The organism is Candidatus Synechococcus calcipolaris G9 (genome assembly GCF_029582805.1).
Lineage (GTDB): Bacteria > Cyanobacteriota > Cyanobacteriia > Thermosynechococcales > Thermosynechococcaceae > Synechococcus_F > Synechococcus_F calcipolaris.
Genome location: NZ_JAKKUT010000002.1, coordinates 1,863,340 through 1,888,952 on the forward strand (window position 1 = coordinate 1,863,340; position 25,613 = coordinate 1,888,952).

At 50.9% G+C, this 25,613-nt stretch carries 30 protein-coding genes; 8 read left to right on the forward strand and 22 right to left on the reverse strand.

Annotated features, from left to right (window positions below; all coding sequences use genetic code 11):
• Positions 1–41 precede the first annotated feature (41 nt).
• The 6 genes from L3556_RS11990 to L3556_RS12015 form a co-directional block, all read right to left on the reverse strand.
• Positions 42–1,367 carry a bifunctional folylpolyglutamate synthase/dihydrofolate synthase gene (locus tag L3556_RS11990; RefSeq protein WP_277867506.1) on the reverse strand — a complete coding sequence of 442 codons (1,326 nt, stop codon included), beginning with the start codon at positions 1,365–1,367 and terminating at the stop codon, positions 42–44.
• Positions 1,348–1,899 carry an MORN repeat-containing protein gene (locus tag L3556_RS11995; protein ID WP_277867507.1) on the reverse strand — a complete coding sequence of 184 codons (552 nt, stop codon included), beginning with the start codon at positions 1,897–1,899 and terminating at the stop codon, positions 1,348–1,350. Before L3556_RS11995 ends, L3556_RS11990 begins: the two co-directional genes overlap by 20 nt.
• Before the next feature lie 277 nt (positions 1,900–2,176).
• Complete coding sequence (gene vapC / locus L3556_RS12000; RefSeq protein WP_277867508.1) at positions 2,177–2,569, reverse strand: type II toxin-antitoxin system VapC family toxin; 393 nt, start codon at positions 2,567–2,569, stop codon at positions 2,177–2,179.
• Entirely contained in the window at positions 2,556–2,831 is a 276-nt protein-coding gene (locus tag L3556_RS12005; RefSeq protein WP_277867509.1) for a type II toxin-antitoxin system VapB family antitoxin, read from the reverse strand. The genes vapC and L3556_RS12005 overlap by 14 nt, the downstream gene beginning before the upstream one ends.
• Before the next feature lie 95 nt (positions 2,832–2,926).
• A complete protein-coding gene (locus tag L3556_RS12010; RefSeq protein WP_277867510.1) occupies positions 2,927–3,745 on the reverse strand; it encodes a DUF2189 domain-containing protein in 819 nt (272 codons plus the stop codon).
• A 67-nt stretch (positions 3,746–3,812) separates the two neighbouring features.
• The gene (locus tag L3556_RS12015) at positions 3,813–4,424 is read right to left on the reverse strand and encodes a CPP1-like family protein (RefSeq protein WP_277867511.1); all 612 of its coding nucleotides are present in this window, start codon (positions 4,422–4,424) and stop codon (positions 3,813–3,815) included.
• Between the two features lie 153 nt (positions 4,425–4,577).
• Between L3556_RS12015 and L3556_RS12020 the strand changes: the two genes are divergently transcribed.
• Positions 4,578–6,608 (forward strand): PD-(D/E)XK nuclease family protein, encoded by a 2,031-nt coding sequence (locus L3556_RS12020; RefSeq protein ID WP_277867512.1) that lies wholly within the window; start codon positions 4,578–4,580, stop codon positions 6,606–6,608.
• 187 nt (positions 6,609–6,795) lie between these two features.
• On the forward strand, positions 6,796–7,368 hold the full coding sequence (locus L3556_RS12025) for a DUF2808 domain-containing protein (protein WP_277867513.1): 573 nt from the start codon (positions 6,796–6,798) through the stop codon (positions 7,366–7,368).
• A 29-nt stretch (positions 7,369–7,397) separates the two neighbouring features.
• Here the strand turns inward: L3556_RS12025 and L3556_RS12030 are convergent, their stop codons facing one another.
• Positions 7,398–7,784 (reverse strand): type II toxin-antitoxin system VapC family toxin, encoded by a 387-nt coding sequence (locus tag L3556_RS12030; RefSeq protein ID WP_277867514.1) that lies wholly within the window; start codon positions 7,782–7,784, stop codon positions 7,398–7,400.
• Positions 7,781–8,008 carry a type II toxin-antitoxin system Phd/YefM family antitoxin gene (locus L3556_RS12035; RefSeq protein ID WP_277867515.1) on the reverse strand — a complete coding sequence of 76 codons (228 nt, stop codon included), beginning with the start codon at positions 8,006–8,008 and terminating at the stop codon, positions 7,781–7,783. Before L3556_RS12035 ends, L3556_RS12030 begins: the two co-directional genes overlap by 4 nt.
• Positions 8,009–8,237: 229 nt before the next feature.
• On the opposite strand from L3556_RS12035, the gene L3556_RS12040 reads away from it, so the two are divergent.
• Positions 8,238–8,936: a lysophospholipid acyltransferase family protein gene (locus tag L3556_RS12040; RefSeq protein ID WP_277867516.1), complete on the forward strand. Its 699-nt coding sequence runs from the start codon at positions 8,238–8,240 to the stop codon at positions 8,934–8,936.
• Positions 8,936–10,063 carry a DUF3326 domain-containing protein gene (locus tag L3556_RS12045; protein ID WP_277867517.1) on the forward strand — a complete coding sequence of 376 codons (1,128 nt, stop codon included), beginning with the start codon at positions 8,936–8,938 and terminating at the stop codon, positions 10,061–10,063. The genes L3556_RS12040 and L3556_RS12045 overlap by 1 nt, the downstream gene beginning before the upstream one ends.
• Here L3556_RS12045 and L3556_RS12050 read toward each other — a convergent pair.
• The 4 genes from L3556_RS12050 to trxA all read right to left on the reverse strand — a co-directional run bounded on the left by L3556_RS12050 (position 9,972) and on the right by trxA (position 15,944).
• A complete protein-coding gene (locus tag L3556_RS12050) occupies positions 9,972–12,287 on the reverse strand; it encodes a putative PEP-binding protein (protein ID WP_277867518.1) in 2,316 nt (771 codons plus the stop codon). The genes L3556_RS12045 and L3556_RS12050 overlap by 92 nt on opposite strands.
• A 12-nt stretch (positions 12,288–12,299) precedes the next feature.
• Positions 12,300–14,552 (reverse strand): RelA/SpoT family protein, encoded by a 2,253-nt coding sequence (locus L3556_RS12055; protein WP_277867519.1) that lies wholly within the window; start codon positions 14,550–14,552, stop codon positions 12,300–12,302.
• Between the two features lie 154 nt (positions 14,553–14,706).
• On the reverse strand, positions 14,707–15,591 hold the full coding sequence (gene argB / locus L3556_RS12060) for an acetylglutamate kinase (protein ID WP_277867520.1): 885 nt from the start codon (positions 15,589–15,591) through the stop codon (positions 14,707–14,709).
• 35 nt (positions 15,592–15,626) lie between these two features.
• Positions 15,627–15,944: a thioredoxin gene (trxA, locus tag L3556_RS12065; protein WP_277867521.1), complete on the reverse strand. Its 318-nt coding sequence runs from the start codon at positions 15,942–15,944 to the stop codon at positions 15,627–15,629.
• A gap of 217 nt (positions 15,945–16,161) precedes the next feature.
• On the opposite strand from trxA, the gene L3556_RS12070 reads away from it, so the two are divergent.
• Complete coding sequence (locus tag L3556_RS12070; protein WP_277867522.1) at positions 16,162–16,521, forward strand: hypothetical protein; 360 nt, start codon at positions 16,162–16,164, stop codon at positions 16,519–16,521.
• 67 nt (positions 16,522–16,588) lie between these two features.
• Positions 16,589–17,614, forward strand: a complete 1,026-nt coding sequence (trpD, locus tag L3556_RS12075; RefSeq protein ID WP_277867523.1) for an anthranilate phosphoribosyltransferase — start codon at positions 16,589–16,591, stop codon at positions 17,612–17,614.
• On the opposite strand, the gene L3556_RS12080 is transcribed toward trpD, so the two are convergent.
• Entirely contained in the window at positions 17,611–18,006 is a 396-nt protein-coding gene (locus tag L3556_RS12080) for a hypothetical protein (RefSeq protein WP_277867524.1), read from the reverse strand. The two genes, trpD and L3556_RS12080, sit on opposite strands and share 4 nt — an antisense overlap.
• Positions 18,007–18,098: 92 nt before the next feature.
• On the opposite strand from L3556_RS12080, the gene rpmI reads away from it, so the two are divergent.
• A complete protein-coding gene (gene rpmI, locus L3556_RS12085) occupies positions 18,099–18,296 on the forward strand; it encodes a 50S ribosomal protein L35 (protein WP_277867525.1) in 198 nt (65 codons plus the stop codon).
• A 74-nt stretch (positions 18,297–18,370) separates the two neighbouring features.
• Positions 18,371–18,721 carry a 50S ribosomal protein L20 gene (rplT, locus tag L3556_RS12090; protein ID WP_277867526.1) on the forward strand — a complete coding sequence of 117 codons (351 nt, stop codon included), beginning with the start codon at positions 18,371–18,373 and terminating at the stop codon, positions 18,719–18,721.
• A 10-nt stretch (positions 18,722–18,731) separates the two neighbouring features.
• Here the strand turns inward: rplT and L3556_RS12095 are convergent, their stop codons facing one another.
• From L3556_RS12095 to L3556_RS12130, 9 genes are all read right to left on the reverse strand, one after another.
• The gene (locus L3556_RS12095) at positions 18,732–19,781 is read right to left on the reverse strand and encodes a LysR family transcriptional regulator (RefSeq protein WP_277867527.1); all 1,050 of its coding nucleotides are present in this window, start codon (positions 19,779–19,781) and stop codon (positions 18,732–18,734) included.
• Positions 19,782–19,837: 56 nt separating this feature from the next.
• Positions 19,838–21,400, reverse strand: a complete 1,563-nt coding sequence (locus L3556_RS12100; RefSeq protein WP_338405725.1) for a mercuric reductase — start codon at positions 21,398–21,400, stop codon at positions 19,838–19,840.
• A 33-nt stretch (positions 21,401–21,433) separates the two neighbouring features.
• Positions 21,434–22,267 carry an arsenosugar biosynthesis arsenite methyltransferase ArsM gene (gene arsM, locus L3556_RS12105; protein WP_277867529.1) on the reverse strand — a complete coding sequence of 278 codons (834 nt, stop codon included), beginning with the start codon at positions 22,265–22,267 and terminating at the stop codon, positions 21,434–21,436.
• 69 nt (positions 22,268–22,336) lie between these two features.
• A complete protein-coding gene (locus L3556_RS12110; protein WP_277867530.1) occupies positions 22,337–23,071 on the reverse strand; it encodes a TIGR04283 family arsenosugar biosynthesis glycosyltransferase in 735 nt (244 codons plus the stop codon).
• Positions 23,072–23,123: 52 nt separating this feature from the next.
• Positions 23,124–24,179, reverse strand: coding sequence for an arsenosugar biosynthesis radical SAM (seleno)protein ArsS (gene arsS, locus L3556_RS12115; RefSeq protein WP_277867531.1), 1,056 nt, complete (start codon positions 24,177–24,179; stop codon positions 23,124–23,126).
• A gap of 69 nt (positions 24,180–24,248) precedes the next feature.
• Entirely contained in the window at positions 24,249–24,449 is a 201-nt protein-coding gene (locus L3556_RS16340; RefSeq protein ID WP_422110769.1) for a ParE family toxin-like protein, read from the reverse strand.
• Between the two features lie 34 nt (positions 24,450–24,483).
• Positions 24,484–24,705: a hypothetical protein gene (locus L3556_RS12120; protein WP_277867532.1), complete on the reverse strand. Its 222-nt coding sequence runs from the start codon at positions 24,703–24,705 to the stop codon at positions 24,484–24,486.
• 184 nt (positions 24,706–24,889) lie between these two features.
• Positions 24,890–25,240, reverse strand: coding sequence for a DUF5615 family PIN-like protein (locus L3556_RS12125; protein WP_277867533.1), 351 nt, complete (start codon positions 25,238–25,240; stop codon positions 24,890–24,892).
• Positions 25,234–25,572 carry a DUF433 domain-containing protein gene (locus L3556_RS12130; RefSeq protein WP_277867534.1) on the reverse strand — a complete coding sequence of 113 codons (339 nt, stop codon included), beginning with the start codon at positions 25,570–25,572 and terminating at the stop codon, positions 25,234–25,236. Before L3556_RS12130 ends, L3556_RS12125 begins: the two co-directional genes overlap by 7 nt.
• Positions 25,573–25,613 lie beyond the last annotated feature (41 nt).

Below are 25,613 nucleotides of genomic sequence, written 5' to 3' on the forward strand. Positions count from 1 at the left end.
AGGCAACACCCTTCCTCTTACCCAGGGGAGGGGTTTATTTTTTAGGGTTCTGCCAAGGTGGTTAAGACCTGACCCACTAAGTACAGGGATCCGGCAATGACCGTGAGATAATTTTGCTCGGTCTGCAAAGAAGACTGATGGAGGGCTCTTTGCCAGTCGGGCCAGGTTTGACAGGTCTCTAGATTAGGACAAAGACGATCCCCTAATACTTGCAAAGCAACGGGGTCAGCACAGATATGATTCGGAATGGGCACTAGATAGAGGCGATCGCCCGGACGGAGAAGGGCCCCTAAGATTCCCTGATGATCTTTGTTTTGCAGGAGTCCAATGATCCAGGTAACGGCTGTTTCGGGGCGTTTTGCCAGGATTTGATCTAGATATTGGCGTAAAAAGACCGCCGCCGGTTCATTATGGGCCCCATCAATTAAAATACGCTGCCCCTGATAATTTATCCATTGCAGCCGCCCGGGCCAGTGGGTCTGCGCCATACCCTGCTGGATCGCAAGGTCAGATATTTCCCATCCCTGGTGTCGTAATCGATCCACACTGGCGATCGCCAAGCTGGAGTTAATGAGTTGCATATCCCCTGCTAACACTAGGGGGTAGGTGTAGGTGCGCCACTTAGCCCAGGTTTGTTTAGCCCAGGTTCGAGAATCCGTTGGCTCTGGGGCAGGTATGGGTTGGGCCGGCTCCGGCCAGATGCTCTTGTTTTGAAGAAGGTTTAATTGGTTTTGGATGACGACTTCCGCCTCCGGCGGCACGGGGCCAATAACTCCATACCCCCCCGATTTGAAAATACCCGCCTTTTCCTGGGCGATCGCCCCGATAGTGGATCCAAGACGTTGCCAATGATCCCAACCAATGGATGTAATTACAGAGACCAGCGGTACGGGGCAGACATTCGTGGCATCCAATCGCCCCCCTAACCCCACTTCAATAATGGCAATATCTACCTCTTCCTGGGCAAAGTAGAGCCAAGCAGCGGCGGTCAACACCTCAAATTGACTGGGACTGTATTCAATTTTGGGGATGATTCCTTCTACTTGTAGCAAAAGCTCCAGTAGCCGTTCCGGGGCGATCGCCCGTTGATTGAGGGTAATGCGCTCCGTCCAATCCCGTAAATGGGGAGAGGTATAACAGCCCGTTTGATAGCCCGCTGCCGTGAAGATACTCGATAGATAGGCGCATACGGATCCCTTACCATTGGTTCCCGCCACATGGATGATCGGCATAGATTCTTGGGGTTGCCCCAGTTGGCAGAGAATGGCTTGAATGGGTTCTAAGCCCAGACGCACACCAAAGCGACTATAGGCCGTTAGCCTCTGATCAACAGCATCTAGCCCAGGGTTAGGGAACGCGCCGTCCATTCCGCCACGTTGCCGTTAACCGAGAGCCATCGGGCAGGACAAAAATACCATTCCCCTCAAAGTTACCATTGCGAAATTCGCCCACATAGCTGGTGCCATCCCCATAGGCTAAGGTGCCGCGGCCATGGTAGACCCCTTGGCTAAACGTTCCTTCATAGCGAGTGCCATCGGAAAAGGTGAGAATGCCATCTCCATGGTATTGCCCCCCCTCAAATTGCCCCTCGTAGTTGCGACCATCCGCTAACTGAAGGATACCGCGGCCATTAAAAATGCCATCCCGAAACTCACCTTCGTAACGACCACCATCGGCATAGGTGAGGACGCCCATCCCGTTGTAGCGACCATTAACAAAATCCCCTTCATAGGTATTGCCATTGGCCATACTGAGAATGCCATGGCCATTAAAGCGGCCATTGTAGAGTTCGCCCTGATAGGTGCTGCCATCGGGAAGGGTCATACTCACATCCCCCGTTACCCGCTTGCCTTCAAAAACAGCAACTTGACCCATGGCGGGTAGGGTCGTCAATCCCATAAGAGTTACCCCTAGGGTCAGGCCTAAGCCCGATATTAAGGGAGTAGGGCGGAAACGAGAAGAAACAAAGGAAAGCGTTAACATAACTCACCCAACCTTGGCGGAATAGGACAGTAGCAACTTCTATAACTGGCACAATTCCTAAAGTATGCAGAAGTATGAGCTAGGCTGTTTCCCTGAGACCCACAATATTGCCATAGGCAGCACAACAATGGTGCTGGCACTAGCGGAAGCCGTGATCACCGATAACCTTTAAGTACGATTATAGGATTCAAAGCTAAAAACGAAGATTTTGAAGAGGTCGTACCTGGGCAATGGTTTCAAAATCACGATCGTTATGAACTAAAAGAAAATTATTTTCCAGTGCAGCTTGAGCAATGCAACAATCAATTGGACTGCGAACGGTAAGTCCTTGGCGGCGCAAGTCGTAATAAATACGGGCAGCCGCTTCCCAAGAGTGAGGGGGGGAATCAACGTAACTTTGTACCTCGAGGTAAGTGGATAAAAGAGTCCACTCTTGCTCATTTAAGCTCCCTTGCAACAATTCAAGCTGAGTAAACCGGGTGATAAAAACGTCCCGATCTGCAATCAGGGTTTCAAGCTGCTGGCGTACTTGACCGCTGCGATCGCGAAACACGTCAATCCAAACCGATGTATCAATCAGCAGCATAACGAGTTTCACGCAGGGCTTTATAGTCAAAGTCAGGAGCGAACTGAATTTGACCTGCGAGATCGAGTAAGCTTCTCCTGCGGCGCGACACTCCAGAGGAGTCACTTCGTGAACGCACAAGTTCTTTCAGAGCAAGCTTGAGCAATTCTTCTTGAGTGGTAAGGTTGGTGAGTTGGAGTGCTTCGTTGATGAGGGCTTCGTCAAGATTAAGGGTAATTTCCATGGGATAGCCATTAGAAAAATGGGGTTCAGGAGGAGTCAATTTAAATCTAGTCTAGCTAAACTTAGCAATTGCCCTTCGTTGCTTCAACGCTGCCACCCTCCATAAGCAAGCCGTCATATATCAACGTTTGTTGGTTAACCAACTGTTTCCCTAAGACCCACAATATTACGATAGGCAACAACGATGACGCAGGCACTAAGGGGGGCTGTAACCAGCAGGCCGATTCCACAGAGGCAAACCCCAACCATATTAATAATGCCAATCACCAGCAAAAGCCCAAAAATGCCGATCCAGTTGCGGGTAATGATTTTACGACTGGTTTCCATGGCGGGCCAGAATTCAAATTGACGATCAACCACCAGAGGAATAGCAAAGGTATAGGCAACGCTAAAGTAGATTCCAGGCAAGAGGAAAATAATACCGACTAAAAATAAAATGGGCACCAGGGCACCGGGAATGGGCGGTAATTGCTCCAGGAAGCTCTTTATTTGCTCAAAGTCTGCGTCTGGTTCATCCAGTTGGGCATTAATGGAGTCAACTAGATTGATAAAGAATGGCAGGGAGGCGATCGCAAAAGACAGATAGGATGTTATAAAAAAAACTCCCGTAATCAATCCACTTACCAGTCCCGTGAGTAAAATTCCCACCGAGTTATTATTCTTGAAACCATCAAAGAAGGTGCTAAACTCGCAGGACTCATCCCTGGAGAGCTTAAAGCCAACGAAATAGTAGCCAGCCCCAATAATAATCATAATAATACTGTTGAGGATGCCCCCAGCCCCTGGGATATTACTCAGGGCAATACTGATAATGACGGTTAAAACAAAGAATCCAATGAAGCCACCGGGATTTTTCGAGAACAGTTGCCACCCTTCTGATAGGTATGCGCCAATGCTTACTGGGCAATCTTTCTGGGCGATCGCCTCAGGGGTATTCGGAGAGTTGTCGTACATCGGTGTTAGCCGTAAGTTACCATAAACTTAATTACTATAAAAACGTTACTCCTATAAGCTTTTTAACTTATCGTAAAAAGTTACTGACCAACCAAAAGGTTACAAAGACCGCTAGACTGACGGCTTCTTCCGTTCCCAGGGCCAAGGGTAAGACACCTAGGTTGAGGAGGAGGGCTGCCATCCCCGCCCCCACCACTAGGGCAATGAGGGTTAATAGAAAGGCGCGGCCAAGCCGTTGTTCCTTGCGACTAATCCAGACAATGTTAAAGGTCACTCCCAAGGACAGAACGAGAGCTAGGGAATCGGTACTACCGGCATAAATTCCGAGAATGGCAAGACCGGCAAAGACCCCGGTGGTAATCAGGAGTCCGCGCATTTTGGGTAAATCTAGCTGTTGTCGCCCCCAGGTAACCGCTGGGTGAGCCGGAGTGCGGGCATTTTTTTGGGGAGCCTGTTCCGCTAAACGTTCGGCGTAGCGAATCCGCTCTGGGACTTTTATCTTGCCCTCTTGCCGCAGTCGCAGCCGCTCCATCAGGATGGCATCGTAGGCCGCTTCAATTTCCGTTCGCAGGCGATCGTCCCCATAATGGGTTTGTAAAAGCAGATCCCGAGCCTCCTGAATCTGCTCAAAGGATGCATCCTCAGGAACTTGGAGTTTTTCGTAGGGGTTGTCGTTCATGGGCGGCGATCCATCTGCCATAGTTTAAGGTAAGTCAGTTTGGATAGGGGTAGGGCCCTTAAATTCTACAGTTTTTTGGAACCATTCATCAGGGCATCTTAAAATCTTGAGGGGCGATCGCCCTCACCATGGCCCCATTCAGGTTAAAAAATCGTGAGACCAGCCCTTTGGATTACCGGCCCCACCCAGAGTGGTAAAACAAATCAATTGCTGATTCATCTGGGAGAGTGGCTTCACCAGGGACAGCTACCAGGTCAACCCAAACCCCAAGAAAATCGCCTGTTGGCCCAATCCATCCTCATTTTTGCCGCCAATGGAGACAATCGCCAACGTTTGCAAAATCAGTTCCAGACCCAAAGGGGGCAGGGGTATCGCCCCTATTTCACCACACCCTTGGGCTTTTTGCAGGATGAGGTGATTTTATTTTGGCCTCTGATCATTAAACAGGCCCAGTTACCCGGCCGTTTTCCGCTGCGACTACGCCCAGAAACGGAACAGGAATTAGCCTTGCAGCTATGGCAACCCCTTTTTGACCAGAAAAAGCTCACCTTTTTAGGGGAAAACCGCGATCGCGCCGTTCGAGATCTTTTAGATGTAATGCAGTTAGCTGGCTTTGCTGGCATTCCTCTAGGAGCGTTAGGGCAGGTTCTCGATCACGAGAGTGTGGATCTTCCCGCCGAGGCAACCCAAGGGATCATGGATGCTTTGGTTCAATGGCGGGATTGGTGCTTACAACGGGGACTTTTGACCTACGGTTTGATGACCCATCTCTATGGCCAGTACCTTTTGCCCCATCCCCCATATCAGGATCACCTGCAACAGCGATTTTTAGGACTGGTGGCTGACGACCTGGATAATTATCCTGCCCTATTGGGGGACGTGATCCAACATCTGTTGAAGGCAAATGTCGCTGCCCTATTGACGTACAATCCTAACGGCGGCAATCGCTTGGGTCTGGGGGCAGATCCCGATGCCCTAGGTTTCCTGGAGTCCTATTGTCAAGGGGTTCCCTTGAACGCAAACCCGCAGACGGTCTTAGGTGAGGATGTTGCGACCCAGGTGGAGGTTTTGTTGACGGCTCCAAATCCTAGCCTACCTGCGGGCATCAAGGTGATCCAAACCATTTCCCGGATGCAGCTTCTAGAGGCGATCGCCCAGGAAATCATCCAAGCCGTTGAAGCCCAACTCATTACGGCGGCAGATATTGCCATTATTGGCCCCGGTCTGGATGCCATTGCCCGGTACACCCTGAACCAACGGTTAGCTGAAGCGGGAATTGCCACGGTTGCCCTCAGTGATCAACGGCCCCTTGTCAGTTTTCCCTTGGTGCGGGCCCTGCTGGCGATTCTATCCTTGATTTACCCAGGCTGTGGGGATCTCCTGGATCGGGAGGCGATCGCGGAAATGTTAGTGGTCTTAGCTCCCCAGCACCTTGATCCAGTCCGGGCTAACTTGATTGCCGATCATTGTTTTGCCCCCCACCCCGATCAGCCCCAACTCATTCCTATTAACGACTATAGCCGCTGGGATCGATTGAGCCATCAGGGGGAACGTGCCTACGAAAGCCTACGGATATGGATACAGGATCAGCGGCTATCCATTAATACCTTGCCGCCAGTATTCATCCTGGATCAGGCCATCCAACGGTTTCTTTGGCCCCTAAACCTAGCCAGCGATGATCTGGCCGTGTTGCGAGAATTAATGGAAACAGTCCAACATTACTGGCAGGTACAAGAACATCTCCAACGCCATTCCTCCTTACCCTTGGAAACAACAGAGACCCTCCGCCGCTTTATTCATTTAATTCGTCGGGGCACCATTACCGCAGACCCATCCCCCCAGGGCCCTGTTGCCGCCGTTTTACTATCCACCACGTTTCAGTATCGCAGTGCCCGTCTCTCCCATCCCTGGCAGTTTTGGCTAGATGTGGGGGGCCCCCTTTGGCAAAATGGCGGCTTGAATACTCTTTGGCAAGCCCCGCTCTTTTTGCGAAACGGCTTAGATAGTCCCAGTGCCCTCCTTTGGCAGGATGAAACAAAACGACTTCAGCGACTCCTCGTGGATCTATTGAGCCGGGCCCAAGGGCGGGTCTATTGGTGTCACAGTGACCTAGGTGTAGATGGGAAGGAACAACAGGGGCCCCTCTTGGGATTGCTGGATTTAGCATCCATTGATGTCACCTAAAATTTAGGGAAGGGAGAGAAATTATATCTCTGCGAATATAAAAAAATAGACAAAACTTAAGCATTTTTTCCCTTTTCTAGCTAGGATACATTTAAGCGACAGATAGGCAATCGGGAACCTTTTTCCCCCTGATCCCGTCTTAGGGTTATAAGTCTGTGGTGTGTAGTGCCTAAGAGCAGGTGTCAATATGGTTAGAGTTCAGCGTCTTCTTCCGGCAATGTTTGCCGCAGGATGTTTAGTGGCCAGCGGTATGCCTCTGGTGGCCCAGGCCCAATCCAATCCAGGCTTTACATTTAATTGGGGCGATGGCCCCAGTGGCAGTCAGCAATTGCGCTATCATCTTGACTACGGTACCCCTGGATTCCTCGGCGATCGCTATTGGCTCCGCCTAGGTAATCAAAAGGTGGCCATTAACCGGATTAATATTAGCTATCCCGACTACTTTGATGGTACATTTAACGCCCAAAGCATTGAGCTACGCACCGGCGGCAGCAAAAGTAATAGCTTTTTCCAGTTTCGGCGGGATCCGGGCAAACTGATCGAGTTAGCCGAAGTCACCCTAGATCGGGACAATCGAACCATTGATATTGTTCCGGCTGAGGTCATTCCGGCGGGGACAGAAGTACAGGTAATTATGTCCAATGTGCGGAATCCCCGCAGTAGTGGAATGTTCTATTTCAATGCCCGAATTGGTTCCCCTGGGGATGTGCCCTTGATGCGCTATATCGGTACTTGGATTATTAGTATTGCCCGTCCTTAGGACATTTAACGGTTAGCCTATTGCATCCTTTACCACAATGCTGTCACGGGATAGCTCCAAAATGCATTGTCTTTGGTTATAATAGAGATATTCTCTGTTAAACTCTGAGCAATTATGAGTCTATCAAATGGATCTTTGTGGTGAAAAGGTAGCTTTGCTAATTCATCCAAGTGTTCTGGCTGTATTTTGAGTAGCTCAATGGCATTTCCGTACACCTCGCGCTTAACCAGTTCAGTGAACGCCATTTCGATCTCTAGTTTGCCAATACTAGCCTTAATAGACATTTCCCAGAGGCTCGCAACACTCAAGAATCTTTGGTTTACTTGGTCTTCGATTAAATTTCTAGCGAGGTCACTGAGATCGAGATTGCCAGCGATAAACCACAAGAATGTGTGGGTATCGAGTAGGAGCTTCATGGAACATATTCCTCAAAACCTTCCAATAGTTCGTCAAAATCATCTGACATTCTTACTAATCCCTTGGCACTACCAAACTTGGGAGTTTCGTTTCCCGTCCTGATCGGCACAATTTTGAAAGATGTTCCATCACTTCGGATGATGATAACCTCTTCCCCACCTGCTGCTTCTTCAATTAGCTCTGCTAGTTGGGCACCAGCTTCTTTCAAGTTGACTTGGTGCATTGACGATTTTTCACAAAAACTTATACTTTGAATATAGCTTTTCTACGAAGGGTCGATCGCCCAGTATCTAATCCATCAGTCAGCTAGACCGCTTGATCAAGTGGCAGTTTGCTCTGGTTGGACTTGGCCAAAAGACCCTAAATTTAGATCTATACGCTAGAGACTACCCATCTATGCAAAACTCACTCTGTCTCTGTGCTATAGATAATGTTGTTTTGCGTCCTCTTTGATGACCGTGATCCTACCTAAGCTCACTTCTCCTACTCCCCACATTTCTCCCCTGATGTCACCATTGCTCTATCTTGTGGCTGGGGATGTTCTATTAAATTTATTTTTCAAAGATATTGATGTCCATGGCCAGGAACATTTACCGATGTCTGGCCCGGTTTTACTGGCCCCAACCCATCGCTCCCGTTGGGATGCTCTCTTGATTCCCCACATCGCTGGACGACCCATCACCGGGCGAGACCTGTACTTCATGGTGTCCCACGATGAAATGACCGGCATACAGGGGTGGGTCATTGGCAACTTCGGCGGTTTTCCGGTCAATACCAACCAACCGAGTATCAGTACCCTGCGAACCGGGGTCAACCTACTCAAGGCGGGAGAGGCCCTAGTGGTTTTTCCCGAAGGAAATATTTTTCGAGAGTCGCGGATTCAAGACTTGAAGCCTGGTTTGACCCGTCTGGCCATTCAAGCAACCTTGGCCCGACCTACCCCCGATGTCCAAATTGTCCCCATTGCCCTCCATTACAGTCAGGCCTTTCCCCAGTGGGGTAGCCAAGTCCGCATTGATATTGGCCCACCCTTGCCCACCCATCGTTATGACCTTGAACGACCCAAGGAAGCGGCCCAGGATTTAATGCGGGATCTGCGTCATGCCCTAGAAGACCTCCATCCCTTAGCCCCCATTGCCTGTCCAGCCTGATGGCCCCTGTTGCCAGTAATGGGTGTTCCCCTCGGTTTACCGTTGTAGTTATGATTCCCACGGGGATTGGGGCGGCGATTGGTGGCTATGCGGGGGATGCCATTCCCGTGATCCGGGCGATCGCCCAGGTTGCAGATTGTGTGATTACCCATCCCAATGTCCTAAATGGGGCCCAGTTGTATTGGCCCCTCGAAAATGTACTTTACGTGGAAGGCTACGGTCTGGATCAGTTTGCAGCGGGGGTATGGAATCTGCGACCGGTTCACCAAAACCGCATCGGCCTGCTTTTAGATCAGGGGATTGAGCCAGAACTGCGTTTGCGCCACATCCAAAGTGCCGAGGCCTGTCGGGCAACCCTGGGCTTGGATTTAACGGATTACCTCATTAGCGATCGCCCCCTAGGGGTTCGTCTTCTCGCCAGTGATTCGGGAGCCACCTGGGGAACCCTCGCGGAACCAGGCAGTTTACTCAGGGGCGTGGAGCGGCTCATTCAGGAGGGAGGAGCAGAGGCCATTACCATTGTCAGTCGCTGTCCCGATGACCTAGGAACCCCGGCCCTCCAAGCCTACAGATCGGGCCAAGGGGTGGATCCCCTGGCGGGGGCAGAGGCAGTGATGAGTCATTTAGTGGTGCAACAGTTTCAATGCCCTGCGGCCCATGCTCCGGCCCTGTTGCCCTTACCCCTCGATGCCACCATTAGTCCCCGGTCGGCGGCGGAGGAATTGGGCTATACTTTTCTGCCCTCGGTCTTGGTGGGGTTAAGTCGTGCCCCCCAGTTTATGACAGCCACAGAGTCTAGGGGCACTTTAGAAATCATCGATGCCTCCCAGGTAAATGCCGTGATCATTCCTGCTTCAGCGGCAGGGGGGCGGAGTCTCTTCCATTGGCATGGAAACAGCCCCATTATTACCGTGGCCGACAATCAGACAACCCTAAATGTGTATCCCCACCACTTGGGTTTTTGCACTCTAGGGAGCCAATCCTATGCTGAAGCCATTGGTGTTCTGGCGGCCCTCCGCGCCGGTGTCCATCCCCCTAGACTTCAAGCGGCGATCGCCCCCTTGGCCCCATTAACTCAAGGGTCTGTTGAATCGCCGCCTGGGTTGTCATCACCGCCTCTGGACTAACGGAGATAGTATCAATACCCAGATTTACTAACCAAGGAATCCAGGCAGAATTATGGGCGGGCAGTTCACCACAGATACTACAACCAAGGCCAACCCGTTGGGCGGTTCTAACAAAATGCTCAATGGCCGCTTTAACGCTGGGGTGGGCCTCATCTAAGGTCAGGCCCAAGGGTGGCTCATCCCGATCGATGCCCAAAAGGAGTTGAATTAAATCATTGGTACCAATGGAAATACCCTTGACTCCCCGCTCCACTAAGTCCGGCAACATAAATAACAGGGCCGGCACTTCCGCCATCACCCAGAGTTGAAACCCGGGCACCTGGTCTAACCCAGCCGCAGTAATCCGTTCTTGGCAAAATTCAATTTCTTCTAAACTACGGACAAAGGGCAAAATTAACCGCAGGGGCGCGGCCCGGGTCGTAATCGCTTGGCGTAGGGCTGATAACTCTAGATCAAATAATGCCGGATGTAGAATATAGCGACAGGTTCCCCGTAAACCGAGGAGGGGGTTGGCTTCATTGGGTTCCCACTGGTCGCCATCAATCAGGGCCCGGTATTCATGGGAGCGCAGATCCAGGCAACGGTAAAACAGGGGACGGGGAGCAATGGCCTGGATAAAGGGTGCAATTTCCGCCGCCCAGAGATCCCCCAATTCCTTGGATCGGCCACTTTCTAGCCAGCGATAGGGATGCTGTCCCCCTAGAATGCCTAGGAGCATTAATTCGGATCGCAGTAGGCCAATACCGGCGATCGCCAAGCCTGTTAACCGATCTAGGGCCGAGGCCTGACTGACATTCACCATCACCTGGGGGCCCCCTGGGTTTGGGGTCGTTGCTTGGGGGGGCGAAGGAGACGGCGTATCTGAGGCCAGGGGAATCACCCGTTGCTGTGGATCGAGGCGATAAACCCAGCCCTGATTGCCATCTAGAAACAACATTTCGCCCGTTTTAATCCTTTGCCGGGCCTGCTTCAGGGCCACCACCGCTGGACGGCTCAACTCCCGGGATAGAATGGCTCCATGGCTGGTGAGGCCTCCCTGTTCACAGATCACCCCTACTGCTGAGCGAACTAAGGGCAACCAATGGGGCAAAATGGCGGAGGCCACTAGAATATGGCCCGAGGCAGTGGCGGGGGGAGCCAAATCATTGACCACCAGGGCTGGGGCCATGGCTTGGCCTGAGGCGGCGGCTAATCCCTCTCCCACTGGCAAAAGCCGCAAGGGCATCAGGGGCGATTGACTTGGGCTAGGTTCAATTAAGCCATGACTTAACCGTAGGCGATCGCCGTGGCATTGCCATAGGAGGGGGCCCGGCCAATCCGTAAGGGACATTAAAAGCCGTCCCAATTGATCTTGTTGCTCTGGGGACAGTTTTTGCTGAGGGGACTGATCCTCAGGGGACAGACGGTGAACCGGGATTGCCCCCTGCCTTTGCACTGGAACGCTGGTATGACAACAGGCCCGACCCGTCTGCCCATGGATCAGATAGGTGACCCGACGGGGGCGATCGCCTAAGGGATGGCAAGAAAATGCCTCAAGGGGGGTAATGTGCCAGTAGGTTTGATCTGGCTCTAGGGCATGGTCAGGTTCACAGGTTTGGCATTGAATATCGGGGCTGGGATATTGGAGGGTTGCCCAACCATAGGAGGCATCTGGATCTAGGGGCTGAACCAGAATATTCACACCCAATTGCTCCAGGGTCATATCATGCTGCCACCAAAGGTAGAGGTTCTTTGCCCGTAGCATATCCCGGTAAATCAATTGAATGTGGGTGTAAAGGTCTCCATAGGCAACGAGGCGGGAGGCAACCATTCCCCAGGCAAAATCCTGATTTTGATTCTTTTGGTTTTGATGATAAAAATAGGGAATTACCAAAAACTTGGGTTCAGGGGAGGCGGCAGAATTCCTCAGGTCAAAAAGCTCTACAACCTGTTCGAGATTGCCAATGTCAAGGGGAGGCAGGGCCTGCTGAAGGGCGATCGCCATGGCTTTCAGGTGTTGACTATCGGGTAAAGCCCCATTGGCCTGGCATTGGAGCCATTCTTGGCGGCCATTGTGCCAAAGGATTTTTAGGCTGGGAATACACCCTTGCCAAACCCGATTAGAAATGACACCACTGGGACAGAGGGGCAAGCCAACATTCTGCCAAGCTTTTAACTGACTTAGGGCAGGGGCAAGAAACTCTGATGGAGAGAGGGGGAGGAGATCCAGTCGCAAAGAAGGCACGGCAACCAGTGCTTAGGGGGTAGAGACTTCCGCTTGGTGACGGCGACGTAAATTAAGGACATCAGTAATTTTTTTTATCTGGGTAAAAGTCTGCTCCAGTTGCCCGGAATCGACAATATCAATACAGAGATCAATCATGGCTGTACGGCCAGGATCGGTATGGACATGGGCATTACGAACATTTATTTGATTATCTGTTAAACGGGTTAAAATATCCTTGAGTACACCTACCCGATCAATGACCTCAATTTGCACATCTACGGGATAGGTTTGGGGACGATGCTGCCCTCGATTTTCATTCCAGCTAACGGGAATCAGGCGATCGCCGGGAATATTTTCGATATTACTACAACCTTGGCGATGAATTGAAATGCCACGGCTACCCAGGGTGACAATGCCAATAATTGGTTCTCCGGGGACTGGGGAGCAACACCCCGCCAGGTGATATAACAATCCTTCAATACCTAAAATCGGATCGTTACTATGGGTTTGGGGGGGCGGTGCATGGCGTTGGAGCAGATTGATTTCATCGGCTAAACTACTCGTTTCCGCCGTATTTTTTGGGATGTCCTGGGTTTCGGCCAGGGTATAGTTGCGGATCCGATTGACAACCAGATTGAGGGCGATTTCACCGTAGCCCAACCCCGCCAGCAAGTCTTCGGGGGTTTGGTAATTACATCGCTCTGCCACCGCCTGCATTTGGGATGACTTGAGCAGGGTATTAAACCCGGATTTCCCCAGATGCTTTTCCAGGAGTTCCCGACCCCGTTGTACGTTTTCATCCCGTCGCTCTCGCTTAAACCATTGACGAATACGATTACGGGCACTGGTGGTAACGACAAAGTTTAACCAATCTAAGCTGGGGTGGGAGTTTTTGTTCGTAATAATTTCCACAATATCGCCATTGGCCAAAAGGGAATCAATGGTGACAATACGCCCATTCACCTTTGCGCCAACGCACTGCTCCCCTACCTCGGAATGGATGCGGTAGGCAAAGTCAAGGGGAGTTGCTCCCCGCGGGAAAAAGAAGACTTCTCCTTTGGGAGTAAAGACATAGACTTCACTTTCAAATAAATCATCCCGCACACTATCGAGATATTCCTGGGCATCTTTAAGATCATTTTGCCAATCGAGGAGTTGCCGTAGCCAGGTAAATCGTTCATCCTGGGGAGTCCATTGTTGGGGCTTGGAATGCCCCGCTTCCTTGTATTTCCAGTGGGCGGCAATCCCAAATTCGGCAATGGCGTGCATTTCATGGGTGCGGATCTGCACCTCTAGGGGCTGACCTGACAAACCATTGACGACGGTATGCAGGGATTGATATTGGTTGGGCTTAGGGACACTAATGTAGTCCTTCATTCGCCCCGGCATGGCCCGGAAACAGTTATGGGCAACGGCCAAGGCTTGATAGCAATCCCCCTTGGTTTCGACGAGAACACGAATGCCAGCAACATCGTAGATTTCGTGAAATTCCTTTTGTTGCCGCACCATTTTTTGATAGATGCTGTAGAGATGTTTGGGCCGCCCGGTAATTTCAACATTGGCAAATTTTTTGTCATCCATGTGTTTCTGAAGCAGGGCGATCGCTTCGTTGACCTGGGCTTCCCGATCCACCCGTTTTTCGGCCACGTATTCCTGCATTTGCCGATAGGCATCGGGTTCTAGGTACTTAAAGGTTAAGTCTTCCAATTCCCATTTCACCCGCCAAATCCCCAAACGGTTGGCCAGGGGGGCAAAGACATCCCGGGTTTCTTGGGCAATGCGACGGCGGCGTTCATCGGAAAGGTATTCCAGCGTCCGCATATTGTGGAGGCGATCGGCGAGCTTCACCACAATCACCCGAATATCACGGGTCATGGCCAAAAACATCCGCCGGAAACTCTCGGCCTGACGCTCGGTTTTGCTGGAAAAGTCGTACTTGGAAAGTTTGGTTACCCCCTCCACCAGTTGGCGTACCTCGGGGCCAAATTCTGCCTCTAGGTCTTCGCCAGTCATGGCCGTGTCTTCAATGACATCGTGAAGGAAGCCTGCGGCAATCAGGGCCGGGCCACCCCCCAAATCCCGAAGTAAACTGGCAACGGCGACGGGATGGGCAATATAGGGTTCCCCAGAGGCACGAAGCTGACCCTCGTGGAGGTTGTAGGCAAAATTAAAGGCGTGACAGACAAGATTATCGCCTTCATCTTCATTGGGTTCCAACAAGCAGCTTTGCAACCAATCCGGCAGAGTAATATCAGTGGGAATTTTGGGAGCAAAAGCATTCATAGTGGCATCAATCCCAGGGGAGATTTTTCTATTGTAGGTAATTGATTTGGATTACAACCTAACCCAAATGGTTGAATGTTCAGAATTTTACATTATTTCTAGGGGGGTGGCAAAAATTATCTAGGGAATCAAATTGAACTACAGGCAAATTTAACTACGGGGTTGAGGGGTTAATGTCATAACTGGATCCCACGAGCATCGAGCCAATGCCGGAGTCGGTGAAAATTTCTAGGAGGAGGGCATGGGGTAAGCGGCCATCAATAATATGGGCTGCCCGTACTCCCTGGGCCAGGGATCGTACGCAACAATTCACCTTGGGAATCATGCCACCGGAGACAACTCCAGATTCGATTAATTGCCGGGCTTGGTTAATATCCAGTTTGTAGATCAGGGATTCGGGATCCTGAAAATCCTTCAAAATACCTGGGGTGTCGGTGAGTAGAATCAGCTTTTCGGCATTCAGGGCAGCGGCAATTTCTCCCGCCACCGTATCGGCATTGATGTTGTAGGCTTGACCGGTTTCATCGGCGGCCACACTGGAGATCACGGGAATATAGCCACTTTTGACGAGGGTGGCGATCACGCTAATATCTACCCCTTGAACTTCACCGACAAAACCAATATCCCCTTCGGCTTGGGCCCGGGCCCGAATCAGGTTGCCATCTTTGCCGCAGAGACCAACGGCTTGGCCACCGGCCCGATTAATCAGGGCAACCAGTTCTTTATTCACCCGCCCCACTAGCACCATTTCCACCACATCCATAGTGGGCGCGTCCGTTACCCGCAGGCCATTTTTGAATTGGGGTTCGATATTGAGTTTGGTTAACCAGGAGTTGATTTCCGGGCCACCCCCATGGATCACCACGGGACGCATCCCCACGTAGGAGAGAAAGACAATATCCCGAATCACCGTATCTTTGAGGGCACTATCTTTCATGGCGGCTCCACCGTATTTGACAACGACGGTACGGCCGGCAAAGGCTTGAAGGTAGGGCAGGGCTTCACTGAGAACTTGGACGCGATCGCGATCGGTGAGCATAGTCAGGTCACTTTTTTAGGACGGATTTTGCCATCCTAAACGAGATGACGTACCCGTTCAATAATCACTTCCGGGGGCTGAACGCCTTCCCAGTGTTCCACCACTGTTCCGTGATGAAATAACAACAATGTGGGTAAGGCCTGGACATGGTACTGGCTGGCGATCGCCGGGTAGCGTTCCGAATCAATTTTGACAACTTCTAGACGGGATTTAAGAATGGATTTTACCTGATCTAGAATCTTACCCATCATCCGACAGGGCCCACACCATTCGGCGTAAAAGTCTACTAAAACGGGGGTTTTAGCCTGGGAAATCAAGTCTTCAAAACTGGAAAATTCACGTTTGACGGCCATGGAAATTCTCCGGAAGGGGTTACGTTCTATTCTGGGAGCGATCGCTCCTCCATGGGGCAAAACATTACTAAATGTAAAGTCTTTTCAGCAAAAAATTGCAAATTGTAAGGATTTTGGAACTGGGGGAAATTCCTCTTTTAGACTGGGGAACGGAATCCTTGGGAGGCGATCCCGATCGATGGGTGTCGATCCCTAGTTGAGGTTTTATTGAGGGAAGATGATGCTACAAAATTGGGAATGGCACAGCTGGTTACTGTTTTTGTCGGCGATCGCGTCCTTGATCGGCATTCTCTGGCTGGTTCACCAAGAGAAACAGGCGGGGGCCCAAGGGCAGAACGTCCCGGAGTTAACCCTCCAACAGGCCTACGGTGAAACCCTTTTACGCATGATCTTTGTCTACTGGTTGCTCTATTGTGGCGTGAAGGGATTACAAGGCCTCGTTCCTTTAGAGGGAACGGATCTGGGGCGAATGTGCCAAGTAACAGGATTATTATCCTACTTGCTCACCTTTTCCTCGGTACTCTGTTTGCCCATGCATTACGTCCAAGCTCGCCAGGGGCAACAGCAAGTTAATTGACAATGAATAATTGACAATGAATAATTAAAAATTGACGATTGATGATTGATATTAATGAACTAAAGTCATGGCTTGGTCTACTCTGCTCCAACAATTACTCGATCGCCAGTCCTTAAGCCAGGCCCAGTCAGCCCATCTCATGGAAGGATGGCTCAGTTCTGAATTGCCGGAGGCCCTGTCGGGAGCTATTTTAGCGGCACTCCAGTCTAAGGGATTGACCGTAGATGAACTAACGGGGATGGCAACGGTGTTGTTAGAGCAGTCCCCTGGCCAGGGGGTGGATTTAGGGGTTTCTGTCATTGATACCTGCGGTACGGGTGGGGACGGGGCAGGAACGTTTAATATCTCGACCGCTGTAGCCTTTGTCGTTGCCGCAGCAGGGGTCAAGGTTGCCAAGCATGGGAATCGCTCTGCCTCTAGCCAGGTGGGTTCGGCGGATGTCCTAGAAGCCTTAGGGGTCAATTTAACCGCCGATCGCGATCGCCAATGTTCCGCCCTCACTGATGTCGGCATTACCTTTTTGTTTGCCCCAGGTTGGCATCCGGCCATGAAAGCGGTGGCGGCCCTGCGGAAAACCCTGGGCATTCGCACGGTGTTTAATTTGTTGGGGCCCCTCGTGAATCCTTTGCGGCCCACGGGTCAAGTGATTGGGGTCTATAGCGATCGCTATCTTGAGGCTTTAGCCGGGGCATTACAACGGCTGGGTTTACGGCGGGGGATTGTTCTCCATAGCCGGGAAGGGGTGGATGAAGCCACCTTGGGAGATGCCACGGATTTGGCCATGATTCAACCCGACACGGGGGCGATCGTCCGTAAAGTATTAAATCCAAGGGAACTAGGTCTGACACCCGCACCCCTTGGGGCCCTAACGGGGGGGAATTGCCAGGAAAATCGAGACATTTTAACGGCGGTTCTCCAAGGGCGGGGTACCTATGCCCAGCAGTCCACCGTCGCCTTGAATGCGGCCCTAGGATTTTATGTGGGAGAACGGGTGGCAGATTGGCCCCAGGGTCTACAACTAGCTCAAGATATTTTACAGAGCGGGGCGGCCTGGGATAAATTACAACAACTGGTTGTCTATAGCCAAGGCTAAGTTTCTTCTAGATCAATACCAAGCCAAGTTTCTAGGTGTTGACGTAGCTCTTGGGCAAAGTGCGATCGCTGATCAAATTTTTCAGTTTTAATCGTTTTGCGGCTCTCATCTAATGTCCAGCCGTAGTCACTACTCAGGCGTAATTTGTTATTCCAGTCGGCAATGGAAATAACCAGTTGATCGGAGGGATGGTTGTCGTAATTCTCTACCTTAAAAACATAATTAAAGTTATTTTGGGGGCCGGCGGAGACGGTAGAGGGTTCACCACAGCGGGCTGCCAATTGCGATCGCACCCGTTCCACCAAGGCCGGATCTCGAAATTCCTCTAGGGTTCGCAAAGAGAGGGTGAGGGCAAAGTAAAATTCCTCGATGGGTACAAACGTTAGCTGCATAGGAGTTAGCTGTATAGAAGGATGGGTTTGATCTTGCCAAGAGTCCCTTCCGAATAGTACACTAGAAAGCTGTGTCGAAATAGGGCAACATTATGCCGAAGCTAAAGACTCGTCGGGCCGCTGCCAAGCGTTTTCGGACAACCGGGAGCGGTAAGTTTATTCGTCGTAAAGCCAATAAAAATCATTTACTGGAACACAAGGGTAGCGATCGCAAAAATCGTCTGTCCCACAAAGAGGTGGTGGATGATCGGGATGAGGAAAACGTCTCCCTGATGTTGCCCTACCTCTAGGAATGGATTTGCCCATATCCGCACTAAAATTTATTTTTCCAACTCACCGTTCACAATTTTAAGGACACGTACCAATGGCCAGGGTAAAACGGGGTAATGTTGCCCGCAAACGGCGTAAAAAAATTCTCAAACTTGCTAAGGGATACCGAGCAGGGCACTCCAAACTATTCCGAGCCGCGAACCAAGTGGTCATGAAGGCTCTCTGCAATGCCTACCGCGATCGCCGTCGTCGCAAGCGGGATTTTCGTCGCCTCTGGATTGCCCGGATTAATGCAGCCGCCCGCCAGCAGGGATTGAGCTATAGCCAACTGATCGGCAAGCTGAAGAAAGCTGATATTCAACTGAACCGGAAAATGTTAGCCCAGCTAGCTATTCTAGACAACGATGCCTTTGTGGCCGTGATTAAACTTGCCCAAGCTGCCTAGGATATTTGGGCTATCCCTTATTACTGCTGCCCTGGCCCGTGGGGGTAGGTTCCGTAGGTGTTATGGACAACAACTCCTTGAGAGGTTTCTCCGCATCGGTGAGGATCGTCTTGAGGGGTTGGAACTCTTTACCGAGGGTATAGGTGGCAAACTGGGTGAGCACTTCCCGGGAGAAAACATCGGCAGCACGGGATCGGTACCGATTGGGGTTAGTGATCAGGGAAAGGGTGCGCTTGACGACCACATTGTCAATTTTGACCCGGCGCATACTCCCCAATTGCAGTTCCTTTTCAATGGCAGAAATAGAGACAAAGGCTGAACCGAGACCTGCCTGTACCGCATTTTTAATGGCTTCAATGGAGTTGAGTTCCATTTCAACTTTGAGGCGACGGGGATCAATATTGGCCCGTTGGAGAACCTGATCAATCACCTTCCGGATTGTGGATTGGGCATCTAGGGTAATAAAGTTTAGCTTGTATAAATCATCTTTTGAGAGGGTTTCACGTTCCGCAAAGGCATGGGAGGTGGGCAAAACCAAGGCCAGTTCATCTTCGGCGTAGGGGGTAATCGTAATTTGATCCACCAGTTCCGAGGGGACTTCCCCACCAATAATTGCCAGGTCAATTTGGCCATTGACTAAACTCCAGCAGGTGCGGCGGGTGGAATGGACATGGAGTTGGACAGCTACTTCCGGATATTTACTGCGAAATAAACCAATCATTCGCGGCATGAGGTAGGTTCCCGTCGTTTGACTGGCACCAATGATCAGTGTTCCCCCTTGCAGTTTTTGGAGATCCTCAATGGCTCGACAGGCCTCCTGACACAGGGAGAGGATCTGATCACCGTAGGTTAATAGGAGTTGCCCCGCTTCCGTTAGCTGGGCCCGTCGTCCCCCACGGTCAAAGAGAGGGACATCTAATTGACGCTCTAGGTTTTGGACCTGAAGACTGACGGCCGGCTGGGAGACATAGAGACTATCTGCGGCCCGCTTAAAGCTACCTTCAAGGGCGATCGCCTTAAGGATACGGAGTTGATCCAGGGAAAAAGGAAGGTCTGACATAGGCACACGGGCCTCAGAGAGGATGCTTTGAACTTATCAGGATTTGCGACTCGTTATTAAGTTTTAATTAAAAGATTTAGAGTTGTTAACTTAAGGGCGACGTTTAACAGGTATTGACTGACGGAATTCAGCAAGCTGTTTTGGTAGTAGGTATCTGCTACTTTCTTGATCACCTCGGTTCGGGTAGGGTAGGGGTAAATGACCTGGGTAAGGGATTTTAGACCCTTTTGATGAACCATGGTCTGGGTGACTTGACTAATCATTTCTCCTGCTTGGTATCCGACAATGACTGCCCCAAGAATGCGATCGCCCCTAGGATCATAAATCACCCGAATCATGCCCTCCGCCTCCCCGGCAGCGATCGCCCGATCGACCTCTGAAAAGGGAATTTCAATTACCGCCGGCCGTAGTCCCTGGGTTTGGGCTTTCTCCAGGGTGAGGCCAACCCTGGCAAGTTCTGGCTGGGTATAGGTCACTTGGGGAATAATCAGACGGCTCAACTGACTGCGCCCTAGGCCAAAGGGAGAGAACAGGGCATTTTTAATAACAATGCGGGCGGCGGCATCGGCACTATGGGTAAATTTGTGATCTAGACAGACATCTCCAGCGGCATAAATATGGGCCTGGCGAGTTTGCAAATAATCATTCACCTCTAGGTGTCCTTGCTCCGTTAGCTCAATCCCGGCCGCAGCGAGATTTAAGCTCCCCACATTGGGCGATCGCCCCACCGCCACTAAAATTTGATCCACCTCCAGGGAATGAACCTGATCCCCCTGACGATAATGAATGGACTTCCCCGTTGGAGTGAGTGCCACCGATTCTAGCTGTGCGCCTAACGCAAGGTTTACCCCCTCATTCTGGAGACGATGTTGGAGAATGGCGGCCACATCGGGGTCTTCCCGACTCAATAAATGGGCCCCCCGCTGGAAAATCGTGACCTGGGAGCCAAATTGCTGAAATGCCTGGCCTAACTCACAGCCAATGGGGCCACCACCGATAATCCCTAAGCGGGGAGGCAACGTGGTAAGGGAAAAAATCGTTTCATTGGTGAGGTAGCCCACTTCCCCTAAGCCTGGGATAGCTGGGACAGTTGGTTTTGCTCCCGTGGCAATCACTGCCCGTCGAAATTTTAGGGCCGTGCCGTCCACCTCAAGGGTAGTTGAATTCGTAAATTGGGCGACTCCAAAAAAGACATCGATACCCAATTCTTGACAGCGATGGACGGAATCATGGTGACTGATCTGCGATCGCACCCGCCGCATCCGGGCCATAATGGCGGCAAAATCAATTGATTTAAGGTCTACCTCAATACCAAACTCTTGGGCGTTCCTAACCAACGCGACGCGGCGAGCAGCCTCAATCAGGCACTTGGAGGGAACACAGCCCCAATTGAGACAATCTCCCCCCAATAACTGTTTTTCAATTAGGGCAATTTTTAAGCCCAGTTTTAATCCTGCTGTCCCCAGGGCCGTCACTAACCCCGCCGTTCCCGCACCAATCACCACCAAGTCATAGGGATTCCTAGGGGTGGGATTCAGCCAATTCGGGGGATGAACCTGCTCCAAAAGGGCCTGATTAAAGGCATCTAGGGGGGCAACAACGGGCGAAGGAGATGACACGTCATTTTCTTTCATTGGTGAACCTAGTCAACCCTAGCAGCACCCTTTTCCGGCGGCAGGAGATTCCTGGGTTGATTCCAGGGGAATAATCAAGACCCCCGTTGCCGGGCAAGGTACTTTAAGGGCAATGGAATCCAAGCTCTCCAATAGCAGATCCGCATCCAGGTGATAGGTCTGGCGATCGAGGGTGCGGTAGGGTCGTCGGCTGCGAATTTCAATGCGACCAAACCCCACTGCCTGGATCTGTTCTAAATACTCTTCGTAGGTTAATGCCCCAGAGAGGCACATGGCCCGCAGGCGTTCATCCTGGCGTAGATGGTCTGGAATGGGAGACGTGGCAATGGGGTCACTCATGAGCAGCCGGCCCTGGGGTTTCAATACCCGATAGGCTTCCTTGAGGGCGCGGTGTAGATCATCTGGCTGAAAAATATTAAACAGACAGTTCTGGGCCACCACATCGACGGATTCATCATCCATGGGCAGGGCAAAGGCATCCCCTTCCCGTACCTGGACAAATTCAGGCTGAAACCAGGAATTCATGGTTGCGGCTTCCTCTAAATTGCGAAGGGCGGCTTGGCGCATCTCTGCCACCGGATCCACCGCAATCACGGCCCCCGATCGCCGGCAGAAGTAGGCAAATTGGAGGGCTTCTAGACCACCTCCTACCCCCACATACAAGACCGTGGGTGCATCCTCCAGTTCCGATGCCTGTACCGTTGTGCCACAGCCGTAGTTCATGGCATTCATGACCGGGGGAATAATTAAATCCGGTAGCTGGAGGGATTCGTCTTGGACACAGCATAGGCCCACCTCCGGTTCCTGGGCAACGGTGGCATAGAAGTCGGCGGCGGTTTTCAGATAGCTCATGGTGACTCAGAAAAGAACAAAATGAACAATAGGAGCTTGCGGCGATCGCTCGGTTTGATCCTAGCGAATTTATCGCACATCGTCGTAAAAACGCTTCAAGTAGGTTGGAGAGACCCCCATTCCCCACAGCACACCAATGTACAAATAAATGCCCGTTGCTTTGATACTGCCCCAGTGGGCAACCCGGCGATCGCAGGACTGAACCACTCGATTAACTTGGCGAATGGCTCCATAGTCACTCAACTTGAGGCAGAGATCCGCCTCTTCCATAATCGGTAAACTGGCATCAAACCCACCACAGGCCTGAAACTGCTGCCGCCGACAGAAGATCACTTGATCGCCAAAGAGGAGCCGCAGGCCCTGCCACCAAAATCGACGGGGACGGAATAAACAGGGGGCATAGTAGGTTTTGAGGTAGTTGTGCAGGGAAATACTCCAGCGGGTGCGATCTCCCCCAGTCATCAGGGAAATAAAACCAGCCCCAGCGATCGCCGGGTTCCCTAAGGTCTTTTCCATCACAGCGATCGCATCATCGGGAATAAGGGTATCACCATGGAGAAAACAGAGAATATCCCCTTGGGCTTGGCGGGCCCCCGCATTCATTTGGTAGGATCGCCCTGCTTGGCCAGCATGAATCATTTGAACGGGATAGGTTTGGGCAATGGTCAGGGTTTCATCGGTGCTGCCCCCATCCACCACAATGATTTCCAAGGGTGGGGGCGTGAGAATACTTAAATTTCGCAGGGTACGTCCTAGGGTTTTTCCTTCATTGAGAACCGGGATAATAATTGAAATCGTTGCCATGGGTTCGTCCTAATTCCCTCCATGCTCCCCTGGACTATACTGCAACTGACTACTAGCCTGGGGCAATGGCCCCACCACAGGAACTCCCCGCCCCAGCCGTACAACCAAAACAATGGCGATCGCTAATAATTTGCCGCCGCTCTAAAATTTTCAGATCAATGTTTTTAATATGTAGGGGAATACCAGACCCATCAAGAATCGCCAAATCCAGCATTTGATTAAAGTCACAATCAAACAGCCGCCCATCCCAGGAAACCGATAGGGTATGGCGACACATCAGGCCACCAATGGTTTCAGGGTTGAAAGCATTGACTAATAATTCCATATAGTTCTGGAGTTTTCCCTGGTGATGCAAACCCATCAGATACCGGGAAATGGGCATATTATTCAATGTAATCAGGCGATCAAATTGAATACCATAGTTCGCTTGTAATTCTTGTCGCCATGCTTTTTCAATGCAAGGATTATAGCGGGCTAATTGATCATCCACTGGATTAGAAACTAAGACCAGTTGCCGCTGGGGATCCCCTTGGCCATAGCCTACGGCATTGAGCCGCTTCAGAGCCGCAATGGATTTTTGGAATGTGCCACTCCCCCGCTGGCGATCGGTCGTTTGCCCCTGGTAGTCCGGCAAGGAACAGATAATTTCCACCTGGTTTTCTGCTAACCATTGGGGTAAATCCTCCATGCCTGGGAGCAATAGGACGGTCAAGTTACAGCGATCGATCACCTTCTTGCCCCGATACCTTGCTTGGGTCACTAAATAACGAAAATGGCGATTTAACTCAGGGGCACCGCCGGTAATATCCACGGTATGGGCCGTTGTTTGATCCAATGCCGTCAGACAGGCCTCAATGGTTTCTCGATCCATATTTTCTTGGGTGCGCGTGGGGCCCGCATCCACATGGCAATGACTACAGGCCATATTACAAAGCTTGCCCACATTGATTTGTAGAATATCTAGGGTGACCGGGCGTAGTTCAGTCCACTGGTGCGCCTTGAGGGCCTCTTGAAAATGTCCCCCATGGGGAGTTTGGCTTAAATCAAGGGCCCCTAAGGTAGCTAATTGGTTTGCTGGGGCAAGGACTGGAATACGAGAAGTTGACACAGGCGGCATTTTTTCTTGCCATCATAATATAAAGGACAGTTAATTTTTAGCTAATCCTGCCATCGTGAACTAGTTCAAAAAACTTTCATATTCATCATGATCACCGATCCATATCCAGTAATAATTGTCTCCCTTCTTTAAGGCCAATGCTCGATACCCGCCACTGATGCGAGCAGACCAAAGGTTATTGCCAATTTTCTTAGAGTGCAAGGATGGATGAAGTGCGTTTTCCTGCCAAAGTCGATAAGCTTTCCGTGCTTGCTCTTGCATTTCAGGTGAAAGTTCAGCATAGGCTTTTCAAAAATCAGCTGTTGCGAAGGACTTCATCTAGATACTGCACATTATTAGTCGCTATATCTGCCTCTGCTTTAGCGATCAAGTGATCTAGTTTCCCTGCTACAAAATCTGCTTCAATCTGTCTATCCCACATTTCATCAAGATATTTCTGGAGCCAGTTTACCAGAGCGCGAATTTCACTCTCTGGCAGTTGCTTAATAGCTGACTCAACTTCTAAGCGATTAGTCATTCGACACCCACATTTGAAGATTAAGTCCATTTTATCGCCAATTATGGCTAAGGGGTGAGTGCCGTTGGAATTCCATTAGATGGTAGTTGCTTGGCTTCTTGCTCCAGCACTTCGGGGGATGGTGTTGCGTGAGACAATTAATCAAATCCAAAAACTGCAACTTGAGTCTTGGGATTAGATCGTTTCACCACGGGAGATACTGAATTTGCCCTTCCAACTCTCCCTCCTGACTGCACTCTACAAGCACAAGCAAATCTTCAATTACCTGGCCGACTGGAGAATCCGTGGCGATTTCGATCACTCCTGGCATGGGCTGTCCTTGCCTTACGCGATCGTAGGCGTAACGAGTAATCGTCGCAACATCATGAGTCAACAGAACACGCCCTTCTTGTGCTGCCCAGTCTAAGATGGCCGAATCATCCATGCCCGACAACCCGACATCTTGAACACGAACCATGTCAAGCATCGGATTGCGCCGAAACAAGCCTCGACAGATCGTGTTATCGAAGTTCTCATCCACAAGCAACTTTAACATGCTTCTTGATCTGCTCTACGGGCAAACAGTCGATCTCGTATGCTTTGCGGGTCAAATCTTGCTTGATTCATTTCCCGAATCTCTTGTGCGTACTGCCGTCGCTGTTGCAAGTAGGCTTCTACTTCCGATGGGTGCTTGAGATAGAAAGCGATTGTGGCATAAACGTCAGCTAACTTGAGTGATGGATAACGGTAAATAATCTCCTCTGCTGTCGCACCCTGATTGAAAACGGTAACTACAGTATCCAATGAGACGCGAGTTTTCCCGACGAGAATTACACCATCTTCGTTTGGTAATAGGGGAGCAAGTTCAGCCACGATTGCTAGTGTCATAAGTACCTTTAGAGGGTTTATCCTGCATTTACAGTACGATA